The organism is Mesorhizobium sp. M0563, assembly GCF_040321065.1.
In the GTDB taxonomy this organism is placed as follows: domain Bacteria; phylum Pseudomonadota; class Alphaproteobacteria; order Rhizobiales; family Rhizobiaceae; genus Mesorhizobium.
In genome coordinates this window covers 38,124-59,223 of the sequence record NZ_JAMYQV010000005.1, presented here as the reverse complement: position 1 = coordinate 59,223, position 21,100 = coordinate 38,124, and the positions used below count along the sequence as shown (strand labels likewise).

The window sequence follows — 21,100 nt, the reverse complement described above, 5'->3', positions numbered from 1 at the left end:
GCGCGGCTATATTTCCTCAGATCTGGAGCGCCAGCCGGCGCGCATTGTCGATATGCAGACTGATCGCTTCAACCGCCTTTTGCGAATTGCGGCTCTCCATGGCTTCGATGACCGCCAAATGTTCGCGCATCACCGGCACCACGCGACCGTCGATGCGGAAACGCTCCTGGTGGATCAGCCGGATTTTCACCGAGTTGACCAGATAGGCCTTGGCGATGATCTCGTTGCCCAGCGCATTGATAAAGGTATCGTGCATGGCCCAGTCGATGGTCTGGGCCTTGGCTTCCATTTCCGGCGTCGGCGCCTGCCCCAGAGCTTGAGCCAGCATCTCCTCGTGTTCGCGCCGCATGCGGGCAAGTTCGGCATCTGAAGCGCTGGCCGTGAATAGCGCCACCGCCTCGCGTTCCATGAATAGCCGAAACTGAAAGGCCTCGCGGATCAGATTGATGTCGATGTGCGCGATTTGCATGCCGCGCTGCGGGATGGTGGTCAGCAATCCCTCGGCCTCGAGACGCGGGACGATCTCGCGAATAGCGCCCAGCGGCAGCCCGGTGAAAGCGACCAGTTCGCGCTGTGACACGAACTGCCCCGGCCGCAGATCACGGGCCAGCAAATGCCGCGTGAAGCTGGCATAGGCTTTCTCCCGGAGAGTGATCGGTTCGCTGCCGTCTTCCACTTCAGCTCGCTTCCTTGTCGGCCAGCCCGGCCTTGTCGGTCAGGCCGCCTCTGTCGCAAACAGCCTGTCGTAGGCCGCGCCAAGCTGCCGCCGTCCTTGTGGGCCGATCACCTCCAGGGGCGGGCGGACCGCCAGCCAGCGCTCGTCGCCGGTCGTGCGCGCGACCATGACCTTCACCGCCGGTGTGACCGGGTATTTGAGCAATTCGAGCACGAAGTCCTCGACGCGTGGGTCGTCGCGGCCGTCTTCGACCATTGCGAGGATTTCGCCGGTAACAAAATTAGCCATGCCGGAAATCGCACCCTGTCCGCCGCGGCGCACGCTTCTCGCCAGATGCCGTTCGTCGCCGATCAGGATCACCAGATCGCCATGCGCTTCAAGCAGCGCCTCACTGTAGCTCCAGTCCCCGCCGGAATCCTTCACCCCGGCCACCACAGCGGGAAAGGCGGCGCGCAACCGGCCGATCAGCCCAAGCGGGAGCGGCACCATGGTGACAGAGGGGATGTTATAGAGGAGCACATCACGCGCCAGCGGGCCGAGTGCGGCGAAGACGGCGGAAAACCATCCGAACAGCCCGTTCTCGCCGACATTCTTGAAGTAGCTCGGCGGAGCGAGCAGAATGTTGCGAACGCCGCGCTGCAAAGCGTGCCGAGCCTGATCGGCGGCATCTTCGATTGCATCGACCAGCACGCCGGCGACGAGCTGATGTGCCGGTATACCGGCCGCCAACATGGCTTCGGTGACGATCCGCCGCTCGTCGGTGCCCACCGAGGCTCCTTCCCCGGTGGTGCCGAACAGCGTCGCGCTGCTGCAGCCGGCGCCAAGGCAGGCTCGGGCGTGCGCGATCATCGGCGCGAGCGCTATCTGCCCCGACGGGTCGAAGGGTGTGGCTAAGGCAACCGAAAGACCAAAGCGGGAAGCCAATGCGATCTCCGTTGAAATCAATGTGCACGTAGCGTTAGCACGCTAACATGTCAGATGTAAACTGGCGATCTTGCCAACTCGGCATCGCCGATTGGCGCTGCCGCGGCAGCGCCATCACCGATCACATCCTGCCGCCCGAGCATCACATATGCTGCTGTCCCGGAGCGTCTGCGGATTGGCTGGACGAGGCGGCCTAAGCTGATCAAGTGGCGACGAGGTGGCCGTCGCCAACATCTTCAAGCTTGAGTTTCCGGGGCTCGTCACCGATGCGCCGCACAGCGCTTGGAATTTCGCTGTCCAAACGGGCGAACCGGGCGCGGCGCCGGCCTGGATCGGGAACCGGAACGGCTTCGATCAGCCGCTTTGTGTAAGGATGGCGCGGGTTGGAGAAGATCTGGTCGCGGGTGCCCATCTCGACGATCTGCCCCAGATACATTACCGCCACGCGATCGGAGATGTTCTCTACCACCGCCATGTCGTGCGAGATGAAGAGATATGCGACGCCGAATTCGCGCTGCAGTTCCTTCAGCAATCTTAACACGCGCGCCTGCACCGACACATCGAGAGCAGAGACGCTCTCGTCGGCAATGATCAGCTTTGGTCGCAGCGCCAGCGCCCGTGCAACGCAGATTCGCTGGCGCTGCCCGCCGGAGAATTCGTGGGGATAGCGCTCCATCTGGTCAGCGGAGAGGCCGACGCGTTCGAACAGTGCGGCGATCTGGGCGTGCCGTTGCTCTTTGTCGCCGAGGCCGTGGATCAGCAGAGGCTCGGCGACGAGATCGCCTACTCGCATGCGCGGGTCGAGGGACGCGAAGGGATCCTGAAAGATCATCTGCACATTGCGGCGTACAGCCTTGCGCTCCTTGCGGCTGAGCGCCGACAAGTCGTGGCTGCCGATTGAAATGCTGCCGGTGTAGGGCACCAGCCCGGCGATCGCCTTGGCCGTCGTCGACTTGCCGCAGCCCGATTCGCCGACCAGCGACAGCGTTTCGTGCGGCGCGATCGAGAAACTGACGCCCTCGACCGCGTGCACCCTGCGGTCAACGCGACCGAAGAAGCCGCCGCGCAGGTCGAAGCGGACGTGAAGATCGCTGACGGATACAAGCTCGGCCGGCATGTGGGCGGCGTCTTGTCGGTCTTCGGCCGGCCGTCCGCCGCCGATGCGTGGCACGGCGGCCAGAAGCTCGCGCGTATAATCTGCCTGCGGGCGGGTGAAGATGTCGGTCGCGCTGCCCTGCTCGACCATCCGGCCATCGCGCATGATGATAACGCGGTCCGCCATCTCGGCGACGACACCCATGTCGTGCGTGATCAGGATAACACTGGTGCCGTGCTCGCGCTGCAGGTCACGCAGCAACTCCAGCACCTCGCCCTGAACGGTGACGTCGAGGGCGGTCGTCGGTTCATCGGCGATCAGCACATCCGGGTTCAGGGCCAGAGCCATGGCAATCATCACACGCTGGCGCATGCCGCCTGAGAGTTCGTGCGGATAGTGCTCGAGCCGCCGTTCGGCATCCGGAATTCGGACTGCCTTCAGCGCCTCGAGCGCCCTCAGCCGCGAGTTGGAGCGCGACAGCGAGGCGTGTGCCTCGATCGCCTCCGTGAGCTGCCGGCCGATGGAAAGAACCGGATTGAGCGATGTCATCGGTTCCTGAAAGATCATGGCAATGCGGTCGCCGCGGATGCGGCGCATACCACTCTCGCTAAGAGCCGCGAGATCCTGATCGCCGAGCCGGATGGAGCCTGATCTGATGCGTGCCGCCGGCTGCGGCAGCAAGCCCATGATGGCCAGCGCCGTCATCGACTTGCCGGAACCGGACTCGCCGGCGATGCAAAGCGTTTCGCCGCGCATCAGGTCGAATGTCAGGTCGGAAACGACGTCGCGGTCGCCCTCTTCGCCGCGCACGGCGACGCTCAGACCTGAGACGCTGAGTACCGGCCTGACAGAGCCACTCTCCGCGGCGGCCTGCCCGGATCGTTTGATGTCCTCCACCTTCATTCAAAGACGCAGCGCGGGAAGTAGAAAGAAACCACCCAGTTGGGCATGTCGACGATCTCGCTGATGCGCAGGTCGCCGCAAACCGACACAAGCATATAGGCGTCTACCGGATCCATGCGGTAGCGGCCGGAGAGCAGGTCTATCATCTGCGAGACGGCGCTCCTGGCGCCGTCCATCAGATCCGGCCCGATACCGGTTGTCACCTCATAGCCCTTGGCGTCGAGATGTCGCGACACCGGACCGGGCGTCGTGAAACGCGGCGTCCGCAGCCGGGCATCCTTGACCAGATCGAGCGTCAGCACGGCGTTCATGGGGCTCTCGATGGCCGTGCCGCAGACCTCGCCGTCGCCTTGCGCGGCGTGCGTGTCACCGACCGAGAACAACGCTCCCGCGACCTCTACGGGCAGGTAGAGCACCGTGCCGGCAGCGAGATCACGGATGTCCAGATTGCCGCCCACCCGCCGCGGCGGGACCACCGAATGCAGACCCGGCTCAGCCGGGGCATTGCCGATGGTGCCGGCGAAGGGCTTGAGCGGCACCCAGCCGCTCTTGCCGAACAGCGCCGGTTCGAGCGAGGCGGCGTCGTACTTCCAGATATTCAGTGCCGGTTGAGTGAAGTCATCCGCCAACAGACCGAATCCCGGGATATTCGCTGTCCAACCGAAGCCGGACGGCTTGAACGCCTCGATGGTGATTTTCAGGGCATCGCCGGGCTCTGCCCCGTCGACATAGATTGGCCCGGTGACCGGGTTCACCTTGGCAAAATCGAGCAAAGCAACGTCGTCAACGGTGCTCTCCATCGTCAGCTGCCCGCCGGACGAGTCCAGGCACTGGAACTCGATCGTCGACCCTGGCGCCACCCGTTCGGCCGGGACAAAGGAATTGTCCCAGCCGAAATGATGGTGGCGCCCGTGGATGGTGTAGTCGCAGTTATTGCACATCGGTCACATACACATTGTCGTAGTTGATCGGGATGTGGACCGGGTCGACATAGAGGTTGTCCGCGCCACCCATGCGGGTTGATTTCATGGTGAAACGCTGCTCGTTGAACACCGGTGCCCAGGGCGCGTCGTCCATGATCTTGCCGTAGATCTCGCTCCACATCTTGGCGCGTTCGCCAGCCTTGGCCGGGTCGACGATGGAGTCGGCTTCGGCCGCCTTGGCGTCGAGCTCCTTGTTGCAATACCACGACCAGTTCCAGCCGCCCGGGACGGCACCAGCGCAGCCGAGGATCGGGCCGTAGAAGTTCGACGGATCGGGGAAGTCGGCGATCCAGGCCATGCCGCCGGACCAGATCATCGGCGCACCGGCCTTGTCGCCGCCGGCGGCGATGACGTTGGCCTGCGCGAGCGACTGGATGCTGGCCTTAATGCCGACCGCCGCCAGATCCTGCTGGATGGCCTGCGCGATACGCGGGTTGGGATCGGTATTCATTGCAAACAGCTGCGTGTCAAAACCACCGGGATGCCCCGCCTCGGCAAGCAAGGCCTTGGCCTTGGCTACGTCATAGGGATAGCCCTTGAATTCTTTGTCGTAGCCAGGCATCGACGGCGGCAATGGCTGATTGGCCGGCACCGCACGGTTGTTGATCAGCTGGACGATGCGGTCCTTGTTGATCGCCATGTTGACCGCCTGCCGCACCTTCAGATTGTCGAACGGCGCCATGGTGGTATTCATGGTGATATAGCCGGTGTGCAACTGGCCGCCCTCGACGACACGGGCCTTCTGCTCGGGATCGGCCATCACCTCCTGGAATTTCGCTGGCGGAATGCCGTCGCCGGGAACGTCGATCTCGCCTTTCTGCAGCCGCAGCAGCGCCACTATCGGCTCCTGGCCGATCTCAAAGGTGATCTTGTCGAGATGCGGCAGGTCCTTGTGCCAGTAGTCCGGGTTGCGCTCGAAGACCACGCGCTGGCCGAGCGTCCATTCGGCGAGCTTGAAGGCGCCGGTTCCGACCGGGTGCTTGCCGAAGTCCGCGCCATATTTTTCGACCTCTTCCTTCGGCACGACATGCGAGAAGTTGATCGCCATGACATGCAGGAAGGTGGCGTCGGGCCGGGTCAGCTCGAACTTGATCGTGTAGGGATCGACGACGGTTATGCCGGCCAGGCTTTCCGCCTTGCCGGCAGCGACATCGTCATAGCCTTTGATCGACCCGAAGAAGCCGGCACCAGGGCTCTGTGTCTTTGGATTGGTGACCCGGTCGAGCGAATATTTCACGTCGTCGGCGGTCATCTCACGGCCATTGTGGAACTTCACTCCTTGGCGCAGCTTGAAGGTGAAGGTCTTGCCGTCGGGCGCAATCTCGTAGCTCTCGGCAAGGTCGGGCCGCAGGTTGGTGGTGCCCGGCTCGTAGTCCATCAGCCCGTCGAACAGGCTCTTGATCATCGACCAGTTCTGCCAGTCATAGCCGATGGCCGGATCGAGCGTAGCGACGTCGTCCTTGTAGGTAATGGTGATCGCGCCGCCCTGCTTGGCATTCGGATCGACGGCGTCTTCGGCGCGTACGCTCGTCATGCCAAGCACCAGCGCAAGCGCCGATGCCGCCACGGTCGATATCAGATATTTTCTCATGTCATGTTCCCTTTCTCTGGTGTTCTTGGTTTTCATCTGAGCTTGATGCGTGGATCGATGAACGGTGCGACAGTGTCGGCCAGGAGATTGCCGAGCACGATGGCAAAGGCCGAAACCAGGGTGACCCCCATGATGATCGGAATGTCGATGCGCTGAATGGCCTGCCAGGCTAGCTGGCCGATGCCTGGCCAGCCGAACACGCTTTCGACAACCACGATGCCGCCCATGAAGATGCCGATGTCGATGCCGATCATGGCAATGACCGGCAGGATGGCGTTGGGCAGCGCGTGCCGGAAGATAATGGCGCTGCGTGCAAGACCCTTGGCACGCGCGGTACGCACGTAATCCTGGCGCAGCACGTCGATCATCGACGAGCGCATCATGCGGGCGTACCAGCCTGCGCCGAGAATTCCCATGGTCAGCGACGGCAGCACCAGATGGCGCCAAGTGCCGTAACCGCCGATCGGGAACCAACCGAGCCGCACCGCGAACACATAAAGCAGCAGCAGGCCGACAACGAATTGCGGCGCCGAGACGCCGACGAAGGAGGCGACCATCAGCGACTGGTCGGTGGCGGTGCCGCGCTTGACGGCGGCGATGAGGCCCATCGTAAGCCCGATCACGACTTCGCAAGTAATGGCGCCGACCATCAGCAGCAGGCTTGCCGGCAGCCGCGAGACGATCAGCTCCGTGACCTCCGAGCGCTGAATGTAGGAGCGCCCCAGATCGCCGCTGAGCAGGCTGATCAGATAGTGCCAATACTGGACGACAAAGGGCTGGTCGAGGCCGAGCTGCCGGCGGATGTTCTCGACCGTCTCGGGCGTGGCGCTGCGGCCGGCGATCTGGCGGACGGGATCGGCGGGTAGCAGATAGAGCAGCGCAAAGGTGATCAGAGAGACGCCGAGCAAGATGAGCACGGACTGGACAACGCGGCGGCCGAGATAGGCGATCATCTTCGCCCCCTTTGCGTCGGATCGAGAATGTCGCGCAACGCATCGCCGACTAGGTTAAAGGCTAGCGCTAGCGCCAGGATCGCCGCACCCGGAAAGAAAACCAGCCAGGGCGCTGCCTGAAAATAGGTTTGGTTTTCGAAGATGATGTTGCCCCAGGAAGCAGTCGGCGGTTGCACGCCGATGCCGAGATAGCTGAGCGTCGCTTCCAGAAGCACCGTGGTCGAGATGCCGAGCGTGCCCCAGACGATGATCGTCGGCAAAAGGTGCGGCAGGATATGACGAAACAGGATGCGTGGAGCGCTTGCGCCGATGGTGCGCTCAGCATCGATGAACTCGCGCTCGGAGAGCGAACTTGTCTCGGTGTAGATGACGCGGGCGGTCTGCACCCAGTTCACCAATGCGATCACCATAGCGACGATCCACAGGCTCGGCTGGAGCACCGCCGCCAGGCAGATGGCGAGCAGCAGCGCCGGGAAAGCCATCATCAAATCGGTGAAGCGCATAAGCGCGCTGCCGATCCAGCCGCGGAAATAGCCGGCCGTGATGCCGACCAGCGTGCCGATCAGAAGCGCCACGCCATTGGCGACGATGCCGATGATCAGCGACGTGCGCGCGCCGAAGAGAAGACGGGTCAGCAGGTCGCGGCCAAGCAGGTCGGTGCCTAGCCAGAATTGGGCTCCCGGCGGCAGTGGCGCGCCTTCAAGCGTGAGCCCGTCAAACATCTGCTCGTTCGGATCGTAGCCTGTCAGCCACGGTGCAAGAATGGCGCCGGCCAAGAGAAGGGCAATAATCCCGAGGCCGAGCAATGCGAGAGGCCGTTTTAGCAGACGTCGCCAGACGCCGGCGCGAGGCTTGGCTGGCATACGCCCCGCGGCTGAAAGCTCAGGCGCGATCGGATTGGTCATCGTCGCCTTCTTCTTGTGTCATCGCCACGATCCTGCGCGCGGCGTCCTCGACGCTGATTTGCCAGCTCATCGCCAGCGAGCGAAGCTGCGCATAGGCACGGCCGTCCTCGGCGCCCTTCGACAAGACCTCCACCGCGCGTACGATGGTCTGGCGCTCCGCGACCCGCTGACGAAGCGAGGCGATCTCGCTGGCCAGAAGCTTGCGCGCCTCGAAACTCTGCCTTGCGATCAAAAGCGCGCTATAGACGCCGGCGTTGCCGACCGGTTTCAGCAATTGGGCATCGGCCTTGTGCGACAGTGCCCATTCGACACGCCCCGGCGCCTCGGAGCCGATCAGCGCTATCAGCGGCATCGGTGCCTCGCCCGGCTTCCACGGAAATTGCTCGTCAAAGCCGAGGTCTACGTCGAAGAAAACGAAGTCCGCCGCCAAGGCTTCGGCCGGCAGTTCCGGCCAGAAGCCAATCGCCTCAAGGCCGATGGCCGACAATTGCCTTGTGATCGCCTGCACGGTCGGATGTGGACGATGCAGGACAAAAGCCCTGGCGCCTCCAAGGTTCGGGATACGCGCCATCTTGCTCACGACACCACCCGCAGGCGTGGCCGCCCGAACGTCTCCGTCCGGTCATAGCGGGAAAGGTAGGGATCGGGTGCCACGCCCTTCGTCAGCGTGACCGTTTTGAACGATGTCCCATCGATACGTCCGATCTGCACCGGCAAGGTAGCGTGCTGGGTTTGCGGATCGATGGCGATGTCGCCCAGCGGTGTTCGAAATGATGTTCCGGCAAAGACCTTGGGCAGGTCCGTCCATTGTGCACCGGGGTTGCGGGTGAGGATCTCGGCGAGCGTGCGCACCGAGGCATAAGCCGCCGCCTCGAAGGATGAGGCAGGCATGACGGAAGACACTGAAGCCGCTCCGCGATCCGCCCCCGAGGTGTCGTGAAAATAGGGCCCAACGGAAAGATGACCATCCCCTGCCCCGTTGAGCGCCGGCAATTCGCATTCCGTGAGATTGCAGGACAGGATCGGGCAACGCTCCGGCCTGAAATGCGGGTCGCGCCGGCCAAGCTCGGCATAGGCGGCGATAAACGCATAGGAAGAAGGGCCGATGAGATTGTTCAGAATGAAATCAGGTCTCGTCGCCTGTACCTCCGCGATCAGCCTCGCAACATCGACCTCGCCAAGCGGCAGATAGCGTTCGCCCAGCACCTTGCCGCCGGCGTCCGCAATCAGGTCGCGCGCCACACGGTTGGTCTCCCAACCCCAGATGTAGTTGGAACCGAGCAGGAAGCCGTCGGCGCCGAAACGAGGCACGACATAGGCAAGTAGCGGTACGAGATGCTGATTGGGGCAGGCGTGGGTGTAGACGACATGCTCATTGGCTTCGAAGCCCTCGTACGGGCAGGCATACCACAGCGTGCCGCCTGCCCTTTCCAGGATTGGAATGACCTCCTTGCGGCTCCACGAGGTGACGCAGCCAATGATGTGACGCGCGCCGCTGTTGGCGAGAATGTCCGCGCAGCCGCTTGCATACCGATCGATGTTGCCCTGCGGGTCGCGCTCGACCGGGATGAATTCGAAGGGGACAACGGGATCGGCGTTGACGTCGGCGATGGCGTTCATCGCGCCCGCACGGCAGGATTCGGACACCAGCCGGTAGTTGCCGGACCGCGAATAGAGAATGCCGATCTCGATATGCCGTTTCAAGCAAAGCCTCAAAATGACAATGCCCCGCAGCCACCGCCGCAAGGCGAGGCATACGAGGCATTCTTGCCGCCCGGCGGCCAGAGCCGGTATTTGTCTCACCGTATTACGCCCGCGCCCCCAGTCAAGAGCCGCCACACGAAACTTTGGCCAGCCGAAACGGTTCGACGCGGAGCACGCAACTCATGCCGCTGGTCGTGTAGAGTCCGCCGGGAACCAAAATTGCTGATGTCCAGGTATGAGGCCGGACAACCTGGTTCGCTACCATTCAAAGCAACGACTTTAATATCGGTTTACCTGAATCTGCTAGCAGCAATGACGCCGGTTTTCGTCGGTCAAGCAAAGGGTCCACCTTGCCGCAGCAATTCAGCACTCCGTTCAGTCACCGGGGCGACCGCAACTGGTCGAGGTTGCACGGCTTCATGGGCGTCGAGTTGGAACTCGCGTCCGATGTTCTCGTGCCTCGTGTCGCCTTGGCCCGGAAGCTCGGCGGACGGGACTTCGGTGCCGGGAGCCGGGCTTGAGCATCATTCGCGCCTTGCAAGGCGCCGACCTCCCGGCAGTCGCGGACATGTTTCAGCGCGTGCTGCTGAAGGAAGGGACGAAAGCGCCGGCCTCTCTCGTCGAATACATGAGACGGTTTTATCTGGATGCGCCCGGTTGCGGCGGCGACCTCCGGTCGCTTGTCCATGTCAACGACGCCGGTCGCGTCTCCGGATTTGTCGGTGTCCACGTGCTGCCGATGACGTTCAACGGCCGACAACTACGCGCCGCCATCTGTAGCTCGCTCATGGTCGAGGACCATGAGCACGATCCGCTGGCCGGCGCCCGCTTGCTGAAAGCATACCTTGATGGTCCGCAGGACATCTCCTTCAGCGAGACGGCCAACGATATCTCCGTGAAATTGTGGACCCGGCTGCGCGGCGCGGTCCTGCCGCAATACAGCCTTGACTGGGTCCGCGTGATGCGCCCCGCGGCCTTCATGCTCAGCCTTTCCGCCAATCGCCTGACGCTTGCCCGAATGCTCAATCCGTTGGCGCGTGCCGTCGACCGATTTTATTGCAGGAGGATGACGCCCAGCGAACGACGCTGGTCAGGTGTGGCGGTGGAAGGGGCAGGCCACGGAGCATTTCGGATATCCGAAATCGACAGCCACACATTTGCCAAGCTCATCGAGCCGTTTACCGCTCAATTCGCCCTGCGCCCGGATTGGACGGAAGGCCAACTCGACCACATCCTGACCGATGCGGCACAGAAGCCGGATTTAGGCGAGCTTGTCTTCGGTTGCGTGACATCGCCAGTCGGCAACAATGTCGGCGCTTTCGCCTATTACGCACGGAAGTATCAAATTGGTCGCGTGCTGCAGATCCTCGCCCTCCCCGGCCAGGCGGGCTCGGTGATAGACTGCCTTATCGATCATGCCGCCGCGCGCGGCGTCAGCGGCCTGCGCGGACGTGTTCAACCTGCACTTCTGGGGGCGATGCTTGGACGACGCATCGCTTTCCTGACCGTTGCCTCAACGGTGGTGCATTCACGTGATCCAGAGCTGTTGGACGCCATGAAGAACTCGCAAGTCTTCCTGAACGGTCTTGCGGGCGAGCAGTGGAGCCGGCTGATCGGGAGCCGTTTCAGCTAGAGTCGGGACACGTTCAAATCGAACCGCCCATCCGTGGCCCGGTTTCGAGGCGGTTCAGGTGCCGATTTCCTCGACTTCATCAACGAGTTGCGGACGCTGGTGCAGATAACGCGTCGCCTTGCGTTTGGCGATGATATCGGCCCAGACGCGTTCCACTTGTGAGGCGGCCAACCCCGCCGCCTGCCCCACCAGCTCAGCCGCCACGCCGTTGTTGAGGCCGTAAAGGCAAATATCCATACGGTCATAAGGAAGCGAGAAGTAGAACTCCTCCTGGGTCTGCGCCAGCGAGTAGGTATCGGTGGTCGGCGGCCGGTTCCGGATTTCCTCCGGAACACCGAGATGGGCCGCCAGCGCATAGACCTGCGTTTTATAGAGGTGCGCGATCGGCTTGACGTCCGCTGCGCCGTCACCGTTCTTCACGAAGAAACCCTGATCGTATTCCAGCCGGTTCGGCGTTCCAAGGACGGCGAAGTTCAAGCGGTCGGCGTGATAGTATTCGATCTGCTTGCGGGTGCGCTGTTTCATGTTGGTGGCGGCGACGATACCAAGATAGACAGGCAACGGCATTCTCAGTTTCGTCTGCTTGCCTTCCGGATCCTGCACCACTAGGGATGAGATATTGTAGCCCTTGCCCTCGAGGGCGTTCGCGATCACGATCTTCGAGGCCCAGCCTTCGGCGTATTCCGGGACCAATTCGCGGATAAAGGCGTCGCGACGCTGGTAGCAGCCCATCGCGCTCAGGGTCGGCCCGATATCCTCTACGATAGCCTCGACGCCAAAAGTTTCGGCGACGAGGCGGCCGAGCCGCAGACTTTCGGGATCGGAATCGCTTTCCGGCATGAACAGGCAAAGCACATTCCGCGGTCCGACGGCTCGCGCGGCCAACGCGACCGACACGCTCGAATCGATCCCGCCCGAAAGACCGAGCACAAGGCCCCGCTTGCGAAACCCGCGCAACTGCTGGCGCAAAGCCGTTACGACACGGTCCGTTTCGGCGGCCAGGTCGATCGCCAGAGCCTGCGCCAGAAAGGTCCGCGCGTCCTTGGCGGGGCGAACATTCATTGAGCGGCCTCCATGGTTTCTGCCGCAAGCCGACGACTGACCTTGCCGGTATCGGTCTTCGGCAGTTCCCGGCGGAACTCGATGACCCTGGGGACCATAAAGTCCTCAAGGTGGCGTGCACAATGACGAATGATATCCTTTTCGCTAAGCGCCGGGTCGGACCGTACGATGAGTGCACCGATCGCATGCCCGAGCACGGGATCCGGCACACCGACAACCACTGCTTCCGCGATGCCCGGATGCGCGTGAAGCACGGCTTCCACTTCCTTGGGCGCGACTTTCTCCCCCCGCGACTTTATGATGTCGTCCTTGCGGCCGACGAAATAAAGAAAGCCTTCCTCATCGGCCCGGAACAGATCGCCGGTGTAGAGAACCATCTCCCAAGGATTCGGACCTGGGCGAAGGGCTTGTGCCGTCGCAGCTTCGTTTCGCCAATAACCCTGCATGACGTGCGGCCCGCGAATGACCAACTCACCTGCTACGCCCGGCGGCACTCGTTGCCCGTAGTCGTCGACGACAAAGGCCTCGGTGTTCGGAATGGCTATCCCGACCGACCCCGGCCGGTGGTCGAGTTCCTCGGGTGGCAGATAGGTGCAGCGCTTGCATTCCGTCAGGCCATACATCGAATAGAGCCTGACATCGGGGAAAAGAAACCGCAGGCGTTCTATGTGAGCCGGCGGCAAGGCAGCCGCCGTGTTGGAAATATAGCGAAGGCTGGGCAGGAAGCCCGGCGCCAGGTCACGCATCTGCAGGATCATCGCTGCCATCGTGGGCACGAGCGGAAGACCGGTGACGCCTTCCTGGCGGATACGTTCAAAGACCGCCTGGGGAAAAGCGAAGGACTTCTCGAGCACGAGCGTGGCGCCGAGCCTGACAGCCATCAGCAACTGATAGAGCCCGTAGTCGAAAGCCAGGGGCAGAACATTCAAGATGATGTCGTCCGGCGAATTGCGCAGATAGGTGGTGATTGAGTCGGCCGCCGCGTCGCAATTGCGGTGCGTCATCATCACGCCCTTGGGCCGGCCGGTCGAGCCCGAGGTGTAGATCAACATCGCAAGATCGACGTCAATGCCGCGGTGGTCAATCTCCCTGGCTTGGAACGTCAAGCAATCCGCCAGGGATGTGGCGCCTGCCGGGCATTGGTTATCCGCACCAAGGGTGGAAGCCACGAAGATGCCGGTCTTGCCGGAGGATCCGGACGCCTCGGCGACCAAGGGCATCAGTTTTGCTTGCGTAAGGATCGCAGCTGCGTCGCAATCGGCGATGATGTAGGCAAGCTTTTCGGCCTTGGTAGATGCGTTGATCGGACTGAAAGTCGCGCCTGCCTTAAGAACTGCGAAAATCGAAACCGCAGCCTCCCAGCAATTGTCCATGAAGATCAGGACGCGGTCGTCGCGCCTGACGCCATTCGTGAAAAGGGCGGCGGCCAGGCGGCTTGAGAGATCGTCCAGCTCTTCGTAACACAGCCTTTTGTGCTCCGTGATCAATGCCGTTTTGGCTGGATGGGCAGCGGCCTTGGCAGCCAGAAAATGTTCGATCCGCACGGACGCTCCTCGCCAATTGCGCCTACGCTGCCAGCGCTTCTGCTTTCGCCTTGATGAAGGCGGAGATACGGTCAATTGAATCCAGATTGGCCGGTACGATGTCGGTATCGACCATCGCGATGCCGAAATCATCCTCAATGAAAGCTACGAGTTCCAGCACGGCCGTCGAGTCGATGATGTCGTTCTCGATCAGTGATGCCGTGTCTGCAAGCTCGTAGGACGAGTCGCCGAACAGGAAGTTGTCGACGATAAAGGTTTTGACCTTGTCCTTGATTGTTACCATGATGTTTTCTTCCCTCGATTTCTCAGGCCGCTCGTGCTGTACCGACCTTTTGGCCGGTGAAAATCTTCTGCCACAGTTGGGTCGACAAAATGCCGACGAAGGCAGCATTGTCGCGGAACCCGGACGCTGGCTGCAAGCGGCATTTCTCGTGCAGGTTCGCCACCGCCTTGGCGTTGAATAGTCCTCCGGCGGCGATGCTCGCCTCGCTGAGCGAGTCGCGCACGTAGTCCAGTTCTCCGGCTCCAACGAAGGAGCGGGCTTCCGGCGCCCGGTAAGGCTGTTTGGTGCGCTCCCCGATGGCCGTCGGGAGCAAGTGCTTGGCAACTTTGCGCAGTATGTGTTTTTCCACCAGTCCCTTCAGCTTCATTTCCGGCGGAAGTCTTGCTGCAAACTCCACCAAACGATGATCGAGGAAGGGGAAACGCCCTTCAATACCGTGCGCCATGGCCATCCGGTCGCCCTGGCTCGAGAGGATGTAGCCCGGCAGGAGAAAGCGGGTTTCGAGATATTGCCCCTGATGCAGCGGATGCCACCGGGAAAACGCCTCAGGCAACCGGCTGGCCAGTTCCTCGGCTGCGTCATAGCCCTTCAATGTCGCGCGCAGGTCACCGGAAAAGAACATCTTCGCCGCTGATGTGGTCTTGAAACGCGGCCGATGCGAGAACAGCGGATCGTCCAGGGCAGCGCTGCCGGTGCCGAAGAACGCAGCCAGGTACTCCACGGACTGCTGTTGCAGCCCCGGCAGATAGGGATAAAGCTTGCGGAACAGCTGTGGCCTGCTGCGCGATGCCGGCTGTCGTCCGCAGAAACGGCGAACCCGCGCTTCCTTGAAGACATCATAGCCGGCAAAGACCTCGTCGGCGCCTTCGCCTGTCAGCACCACTTTCAAACCGGCCTGGCGAACGAGGCCGGACAGTTGATAGAGGGGGGCCGGGGCGGTGCGGATGATCGGCCGCTCGGTAAAGCGGATGACTTCGGGAAACACACCGGCGATATCGCCGGCACGGCAGGCGATGGTTCGATGATGCGTGCCAAGCGCCGACGCCATTTCGGTCTGGAAGGCGCTTTCGTCATACTCGGCGCTGTCGAACGTCACGGAAAATGTCTGCAGCTTAAGAGGAGTCATGCCGGCCGCGATTGCCGAAACGAGGGATGAATCGAGCCCGCCCGAAAGGTAAGAACCGACCGGAACGTCGGCGCGCATGCGAAGCTTCACCGCGTCGGTCAAAAGGGCCTGCAGTTCTTCGGCCGCATCGTCCTCATTGCTAATTTTTGATGGCGCGTCGAGATACGGGTAGTCTAGGTGCCAATATGGTTTGACCGTGACTTGCCCCAGTGTCGCGATCATCACGCTTCCCGGCTCCAGCTCGTGGATGTTGCGGAAAGCCGTGCGTGGAGCGATCGGCGCCCACAGCGTAAAGATCTGGTCGAGTGCGATCTGATCGATTTCGGCCGAGACGCCGGGCACCTTCAGCAGGGCTTTTATCTCCGACGCAAAGTAGAGCACCCCGTCCCTGCTGGTGTAGAACAGCGGCCGAACACCCATGCGGTCTCTTGCAAGCACCATCCGCCGACGCCGATTATCCCATATCGCGAAGGCGAAATCACCGTTCAGGAGCGACAGGCAGTCCTCGCCCATCTCGTCATACAGCTGCAGGAGAACTTCTGTGTCGCTCGACGTGCGGAAGCGTCGGCCCTTGGCCAGCAGTCCTTCGCGCAATTCCACGTAATTGAAAATCTCGCCGTTGAACGCAATCGTCAAATTGCCGGTCTCGTCGGACATCGGTTGCTGGCCATCACCAATCCCGATCACCGACAGCCGCGCATGCCCAAGTCCAGCTTCGGGCGCTACGAATTTCCCTTGTTCATCCGGCCCGCGATGGGCGATCGCAGACGTCATGCGCGCAAGCAAAGCTTCCGCATCCCGGACTGAACCGAAATAGCCCCCGAATCCGCACATCTACACAGCTCATACTGAACAGCAAGCCACAGAACATAGCGTTCATAAGCGCCTCAAAGGTTAATCAGATACTTTTCAGCGAGCATGTGGTTAACAGGATGTTAGGACAGTATGATGCTTTTTGCAGTCCGACTTGTACCCACTCCAGGTCACGCTTGATGGTGAGCTACTGTCGCACGAGCACCATGGGCCAGGTTCTTCAAAGCTTCGCGCCGGATCAGTTGCGGATTTGGGCCGAATGCCAGTGATATCGGTTCGCATCGAGATAGGAGATGTCACAGCGAGCGGTGCAAATTACTGCTTCGAGTACGGCCGGTACCAATCGACAAACTTCTTCAGCCCGTCCTCTATCGAAACGCTAGGCCTAAAGCCGAAATCCCGCTCCAGCGCGGTCATGTCAGCATAAGTCTTCTCGACGTCGCTCGCCTGCATCGGCTCGTTGTGGCGGATTGCCTTGACCTCGAGCAATCTTTCCAGAATGTCGATGAAGTCGCCCAGCCGCACCGGCCGGTTGTTGCCGACATTGTAAAGCCTGTTCGGCGGAACGTCCGTGGGGGGCTTGTCGAGCACAGCGACAACCGCCTTCACAACATCGTCTATGTAGGTGAAATCGCGCCACATTTCGCCATTGTTGAAGACCCGGATCGGCTTGCCCTCGAGCATCGCCTTGCTGAACATCCAATAGGCCATGTCGGGACGGCCCCACGGACCGTAGACCGTGAAAAACCGCAAGCCGGTCTGCGGTATGCCGAACAGATGGGCGTAGGTATGGCTCATCAACTCATCGGTTTTCTTGGTGGCGGCGTAAAGCGAAACGGGCTTGTCGACCTGATCGGCCTCGCTGAACGGCACGCTGCGGTTGCCACCATAGACCGAGCTCGACGAGGCATAGACCAGATGCTCGAATGCCGGTTCGGCGCGACAGAATTCGAGCACTTCGAGGTGGCCCATGACATTGGAACGGATATAGAGCCGTGGATTGTCGAGTGAGTGACGCACGCCGGCCTGCGCTGCGAGATGCACGATCCTGACGATGCCTTTCCCGGCCAAAGCGGCCGCAAGCGCGCCCTGTTCGGCAATATCGATCTGGTGGAACGAAAAATCCTTACGGGGCAGAAGGCGGGCAAGCCGCCCCTTTTTGAGCGCCAGGTCGTAATAGTCGTTCATGTTGTCGACGCCGACGACCGCTTCTCCCCGGTTGAGCAGATGGTGGCAAACATGACTGCCAATGAACCCCGCGGCTCCGGTGACAAGTATAGGCAACAAGCTTCTCCGCGCGCACAGCCGGGCGGGTATCTGGAGAGGCAGATCCAGCCCATTTCGTCGTGCTATAGTCGAAAGCCGAGGTGGAGACCACCACTAAGCTGATGCTTCAGCTTGCCTCGCGCATGGCTTCGGCAGCCTGCAGGTCGACCGACACCAGTTGGCTGACGCCTTGCTCGGCCATGGTTACCCCGAACAGCCGGTCCATGCGCGCCATGGTGATCGGGTTGTGTGTGATGATGACGAAGCGCGTTTCGGTGGTTGCGGCCATTTCGTCCATCAGATTGCAGAAGCGTTCGACATTGTGGTCGTCGAGCGGGGCGTCGACTTCGTCGAGCACGCAGATCGGCGCCGGGTTGGTCAGGAACACGGCGAAGATCAGCGACATCGCCGTCAATGCCTGCTCACCGCCGGACAGCAGCGTCATCGTCTGCGGTTTCTTGCCGGGCGGGCGCGCCAGGATCTCGAGCCCGGCTTCGAGCGGATCGTCGGACTCGATCAGTTGCAGCTCGGCGGTGCCGCCGCCGAACAAATGCGAAAACAGCCGCTGAAAATGGCCGTTGACCACCTCGAAGGCGGCGAGCAGCCGCTCGCGGCCTTCGCGGTTCAGGCTGTGGATCGCCTGCCGCAGCTTGCGGATCGCCTCGATGATGTCGTCGCGCTCGGAGACGATGGTCTCCAGCCGGTCCGATAGTTCCTTCTGCTCTTCCTCGGCGCGCAAATTGACGGCGCCCAACCGTTCGCGCTCGACCTTCAGCCGGTCGAGCTGACGCTCGATCTCGGCCATTTCGGGCATCGGGCTGTCGGGTTCGAGGCCAGTGTGGCGGATCACCAGATGCGGCGGCGTGTTCAGCGTTTCCTGGATGCGCGCCTCGACTTCCAGCCGACGCTCGTCGGCGGCGGTCAGCCGCTCTTCGGCGCGAACACGCGTTTCGCGCGCTTCGGCGAGCGACTGAATGGCAGCGGTCGCAGCCTTGTCCAGCTCGGACTGCCGGTTCTCCGCTTCCTGCAAGCGGTCACCTGCAGCTTTTCGCAGGCTTTCGGCCTCGGCGAGTTGCGACAGCAGGGCGCGCCGTTTGCCGTCGATCTCGTCGGGTGCGTCGGCCAGTTGCTCGCGCTCGGCCTCAGCCTCTGCCTTGCGTTCGCCGAGTGCCGCGATCTGCGTCGAGGCGTTTTCGGCGCGCTCCACCCAATTGCGCCGTTCCGCGCCGATCGCGTCGAGCCGGCGCGCACGTGCCTCGGCTTCTCGCCTCAGGCCCTCGTGAACGGCACGCGCATCGGCAAGGGCGGCGCGGTCGCGGGCGACGTTGGCCGCCGACTGCTCGAGCCGCAGTTGCAGATCGCCGAGATCGGGAGCGTCTTGCAGCAGCATTTCCGCCTCGACGAATGCCGCCGCCGTCTCCTCATGGCTGTCGACGATACGCGCGCGCGCCTCGTCAAGTGCTGCACGCCGGCTCGACAGTTCGCCGCCGGCTTTTTCGGCCTCAGCCAGCGTATTGCGGGCAGCATCCAGCCCATGCTGGGCGTCGCGCCCGGCCTGTCGGGCATTGCGTTCGGCCTCGCTCGCCTGGGCAAGCGCCTGTTCGGCCTGCGCAAGCGCCTGTTCGGCTTCGCGCAGGATGCGCGTGGCATGAACCGCTTCGGCATTGAGTTCGGCCAGCCGGTTTTTCTGCGCCAGCCGCTGCGCGGCGGCGGTCGGCGCATCGGCGCTGGCGGTGAAGCCATCCCAACGCCAGAGCGCGCCTTCGCGGCTGACCAATCGTTGACCGGGAGCAAGCAGCGTCTGCAACTTTCTTCCGTCGGCGGCATCGACAATGCCGATCTGGGCCAGCCGGCGGGCCAGTTGCGCCGGCGCGCGCACCACGCTAGCGAGGCTCTTTATGCGTTCCGGCAAAGCGACATCGCCGGGCTGGATTTCGCTCTGGCCCCAATGCACAGGCGCGCTACGATCAAGCGGCACGTCGAGATCTTCGCCAAGCGCGGCACCCAGCGCCGTCTCGTAGCCACGCTCGACGCTGATCTGCTCCAGCACCGAGGGAAACAAATCGCCGCTCGCGGCGTTCAGGATCTTGGCGAGCGTGCGGGCCTCGGTTTCGATCCGCGCCAGTTCGGCCTTTGCGTCCTGAACCGGTGGGCGGGCGGCACTTTCGCTTGCGCGTGCCTCGGCGACCGCCTGTTCCGTGGCAATCGCGGCTCGTTCGGCCCCTTCGAGCAGCGCCTGCGCCTGTTCGACCAGCAGCCGCTTCTCGGCGGGGTCGGGCAGGCCGGCGACCCTGGAGACGATCTCCGACAGTTCGCGGTCGACATCGGCAAGCTGGCGGGCAAAGCGGTCGCGGCGCTCAGCGGTATCGCGCAGCGTCCGTTCAATCTGGTTGCGCGAGGCGGCCGCCTCCGCCCGTTCGGCGGTCAGCGAGGCCAGCTTGGCCTCGCTCGAGGCAAGCGTCGATGCCGCCTGCTCGAAAGCCGCGCGGGTGCTGGCCTCGCGCTCGGCGGCGCCGGCGTTTTCGATATCGAGCGCGGCTTCTTCGGCGGCGAGGCGTTCGAGGATATCCGCATTGTCGCGGACCATGTGCTCCTCGCGGGCAAGGTCGCCATCGAGCTGTTGCAGTCGGCGGTCGAGCTCAGCCTGGCGGGCGCGGATGCGGCCTGCTTCTTCCTCGATCTGTGCCTTAGCGATCGACAGACGCTGGAAGGCGGCGGCGGCGGCGGCTTCCGCATCGCGCAGGTCCGGCAGCCGGTGGGCGTTGATACCTTGTTCCCTGGCGGCAGCCATCTGGGCGGCAGCACGGTCGCCGACCAGCGCGGTGGCAATCGCCAGTGCCGAACGCGCTTCGCCTTCCTGCGTCTTGGCCAGCGTCCAACGCAGATGCAGCAGCGTCGCTTCGGCCTTGCGGATGTCGGCCGACAGGTTCTTGAAGCGCGAGGCCTGGCGGGCCTGGCGTTTCAGGCTTTCGATCTGGCTTTCCAGCTCGCCGACGACGTCGTCCAGCCGTTCGAGGTTCTGTTCGGCCGCCTTCAGCCGCAGCTCGGCTTCGTGGCGCCGTGTGTGCAGGCCGGAAATGCCGGCCGCCTCTTCCAGCAGTGCGCGGCGCGCCTGCGGCTTTGCCTGGATCAGCTCGCCGATGCGGCCCTGGCCAACCATCGAGGGCGAGCGGGCGCCGGTCGACTGGTCGGCGAACAGCAGCTGGACATCCTTGGCACGGGCTTCCTTGCCATTGATGCGGTATAGCGAGCCGGCCTCGCGCTCGATGCGGCGCGAGACCTGCAACTCATCGGCGTCGTTGAAGGCAGACGGCGCAGTCCGGTCGCTATTGTCGAGGAACAGCGTGACTTCGGCGGTGTTGCGGGCCGGACGCGTTCCCGAGCCGGAAAAGATGACATCGTCCATGCCGGACGCACGCATGTTCTTGTAAGAGCTTTCGCCCATAACCCAGCGTAGCGCCTCGACCAGGTTCGACTTGCCGCAGCCGTTCGGCCCGACGATGCCGGTCAGGCCGCGTTCGATGACGAACTCGCCGGGTTCGACGAAGGATTTGAAGCCGAGGAGGCGAAGGCGCGAGAACTTCATTCGCGCCGACCCATAGCCAAGTTTCGCAAAACTGTTCCGCGGTTTTGCAAGG

16 protein-coding genes are annotated in these 21,100 nt (G+C 62.6%); 1 reads left to right on the top strand and 15 read right to left on the bottom strand.

The features are described from left to right. Positions 1–16 precede the first annotated feature (16 nt). The 9 genes from NKI50_RS09250 to NKI50_RS09210 all read right to left on the bottom strand — a co-directional run bounded on the left by NKI50_RS09250 (position 17) and on the right by NKI50_RS09210 (position 9,735). Positions 17–676: a GntR family transcriptional regulator gene (locus tag NKI50_RS09250; protein ID WP_023716963.1), complete on the bottom strand. Its 660-nt coding sequence runs from the start codon at positions 674–676 to the stop codon at positions 17–19. A gap of 39 nt (positions 677–715) precedes the next feature. Then, positions 716–1,600, bottom strand: a complete 885-nt coding sequence (locus tag NKI50_RS09245; RefSeq protein WP_352716278.1) for a dihydrodipicolinate synthase family protein — start codon at positions 1,598–1,600, stop codon at positions 716–718. Positions 1,601–1,802: 202 nt separating this feature from the next. Beyond that, positions 1,803–3,599, bottom strand: a complete 1,797-nt coding sequence (locus NKI50_RS09240) for an ABC transporter ATP-binding protein (protein WP_023716960.1) — start codon at positions 3,597–3,599, stop codon at positions 1,803–1,805. After that, complete coding sequence (locus tag NKI50_RS09235) at positions 3,596–4,540, bottom strand: acetamidase/formamidase family protein (RefSeq protein WP_352716276.1); 945 nt, start codon at positions 4,538–4,540, stop codon at positions 3,596–3,598. Before NKI50_RS09235 ends, NKI50_RS09240 begins: the two co-directional genes overlap by 4 nt. Beyond that, complete coding sequence (locus NKI50_RS09230) at positions 4,530–6,173, bottom strand: ABC transporter substrate-binding protein (protein ID WP_352483692.1); 1,644 nt, start codon at positions 6,171–6,173, stop codon at positions 4,530–4,532. The genes NKI50_RS09235 and NKI50_RS09230 overlap by 11 nt, the downstream gene beginning before the upstream one ends. 32 nt (positions 6,174–6,205) lie before the next feature. After that, positions 6,206–7,126: an ABC transporter permease gene (locus NKI50_RS09225; RefSeq protein WP_352547582.1), complete on the bottom strand. Its 921-nt coding sequence runs from the start codon at positions 7,124–7,126 to the stop codon at positions 6,206–6,208. Next, positions 7,123–7,989 (bottom strand): ABC transporter permease, encoded by an 867-nt coding sequence (locus NKI50_RS09220; protein ID WP_352716411.1) that lies wholly within the window; start codon positions 7,987–7,989, stop codon positions 7,123–7,125. The genes NKI50_RS09225 and NKI50_RS09220 overlap by 4 nt, the downstream gene beginning before the upstream one ends. A 19-nt stretch (positions 7,990–8,008) precedes the next feature. Next, positions 8,009–8,611 (bottom strand): ANTAR domain-containing response regulator, encoded by a 603-nt coding sequence (locus NKI50_RS09215; RefSeq protein ID WP_023716955.1) that lies wholly within the window; start codon positions 8,609–8,611, stop codon positions 8,009–8,011. Beyond that, the gene (locus tag NKI50_RS09210; RefSeq protein ID WP_023716954.1) at positions 8,608–9,735 is read right to left on the bottom strand and encodes a transporter substrate-binding protein; all 1,128 of its coding nucleotides are present in this window, start codon (positions 9,733–9,735) and stop codon (positions 8,608–8,610) included. The genes NKI50_RS09215 and NKI50_RS09210 overlap by 4 nt, the downstream gene beginning before the upstream one ends. Before the next feature lie 517 nt (positions 9,736–10,252). Here NKI50_RS09210 and NKI50_RS09205 point away from each other — a divergent pair. After that, positions 10,253–11,368 (top strand): hypothetical protein, encoded by a 1,116-nt coding sequence (locus NKI50_RS09205; protein WP_352716273.1) that lies wholly within the window; start codon positions 10,253–10,255, stop codon positions 11,366–11,368. A 54-nt stretch (positions 11,369–11,422) separates the two neighbouring features. On the opposite strand, the gene nadE is transcribed toward NKI50_RS09205, so the two are convergent. From nadE to smc, 6 genes are all read right to left on the bottom strand, one after another. Then, positions 11,423–12,430, bottom strand: a complete 1,008-nt coding sequence (gene nadE, locus NKI50_RS09200) for an NAD(+) synthase (RefSeq protein ID WP_352483696.1) — start codon at positions 12,428–12,430, stop codon at positions 11,423–11,425. Further along, positions 12,427–13,974: a class I adenylate-forming enzyme family protein gene (locus NKI50_RS09195; RefSeq protein WP_352483697.1), complete on the bottom strand. Its 1,548-nt coding sequence runs from the start codon at positions 13,972–13,974 to the stop codon at positions 12,427–12,429. The genes nadE and NKI50_RS09195 overlap by 4 nt, the downstream gene beginning before the upstream one ends. A gap of 22 nt (positions 13,975–13,996) precedes the next feature. Then, positions 13,997–14,260, bottom strand: a complete 264-nt coding sequence (locus tag NKI50_RS09190; protein ID WP_156948004.1) for an acyl carrier protein — start codon at positions 14,258–14,260, stop codon at positions 13,997–13,999. A gap of 19 nt (positions 14,261–14,279) precedes the next feature. Further along, positions 14,280–16,217, bottom strand: coding sequence for an asparagine synthase (glutamine-hydrolyzing) (asnB, locus tag NKI50_RS09185; RefSeq protein ID WP_352716271.1), 1,938 nt, complete (start codon positions 16,215–16,217; stop codon positions 14,280–14,282). 294 nt (positions 16,218–16,511) lie between these two features. Beyond that, a complete protein-coding gene (locus NKI50_RS09180) occupies positions 16,512–17,480 on the bottom strand; it encodes an NAD-dependent epimerase/dehydratase family protein (protein WP_023716947.1) in 969 nt (322 codons plus the stop codon). Between the two features lie 109 nt (positions 17,481–17,589). Further along, the gene (gene smc, locus NKI50_RS09175) at positions 17,590–21,048 is read right to left on the bottom strand and encodes a chromosome segregation protein SMC (RefSeq protein ID WP_352716269.1); all 3,459 of its coding nucleotides are present in this window, start codon (positions 21,046–21,048) and stop codon (positions 17,590–17,592) included. Positions 21,049–21,100: the final 52 nt, after the last annotated feature.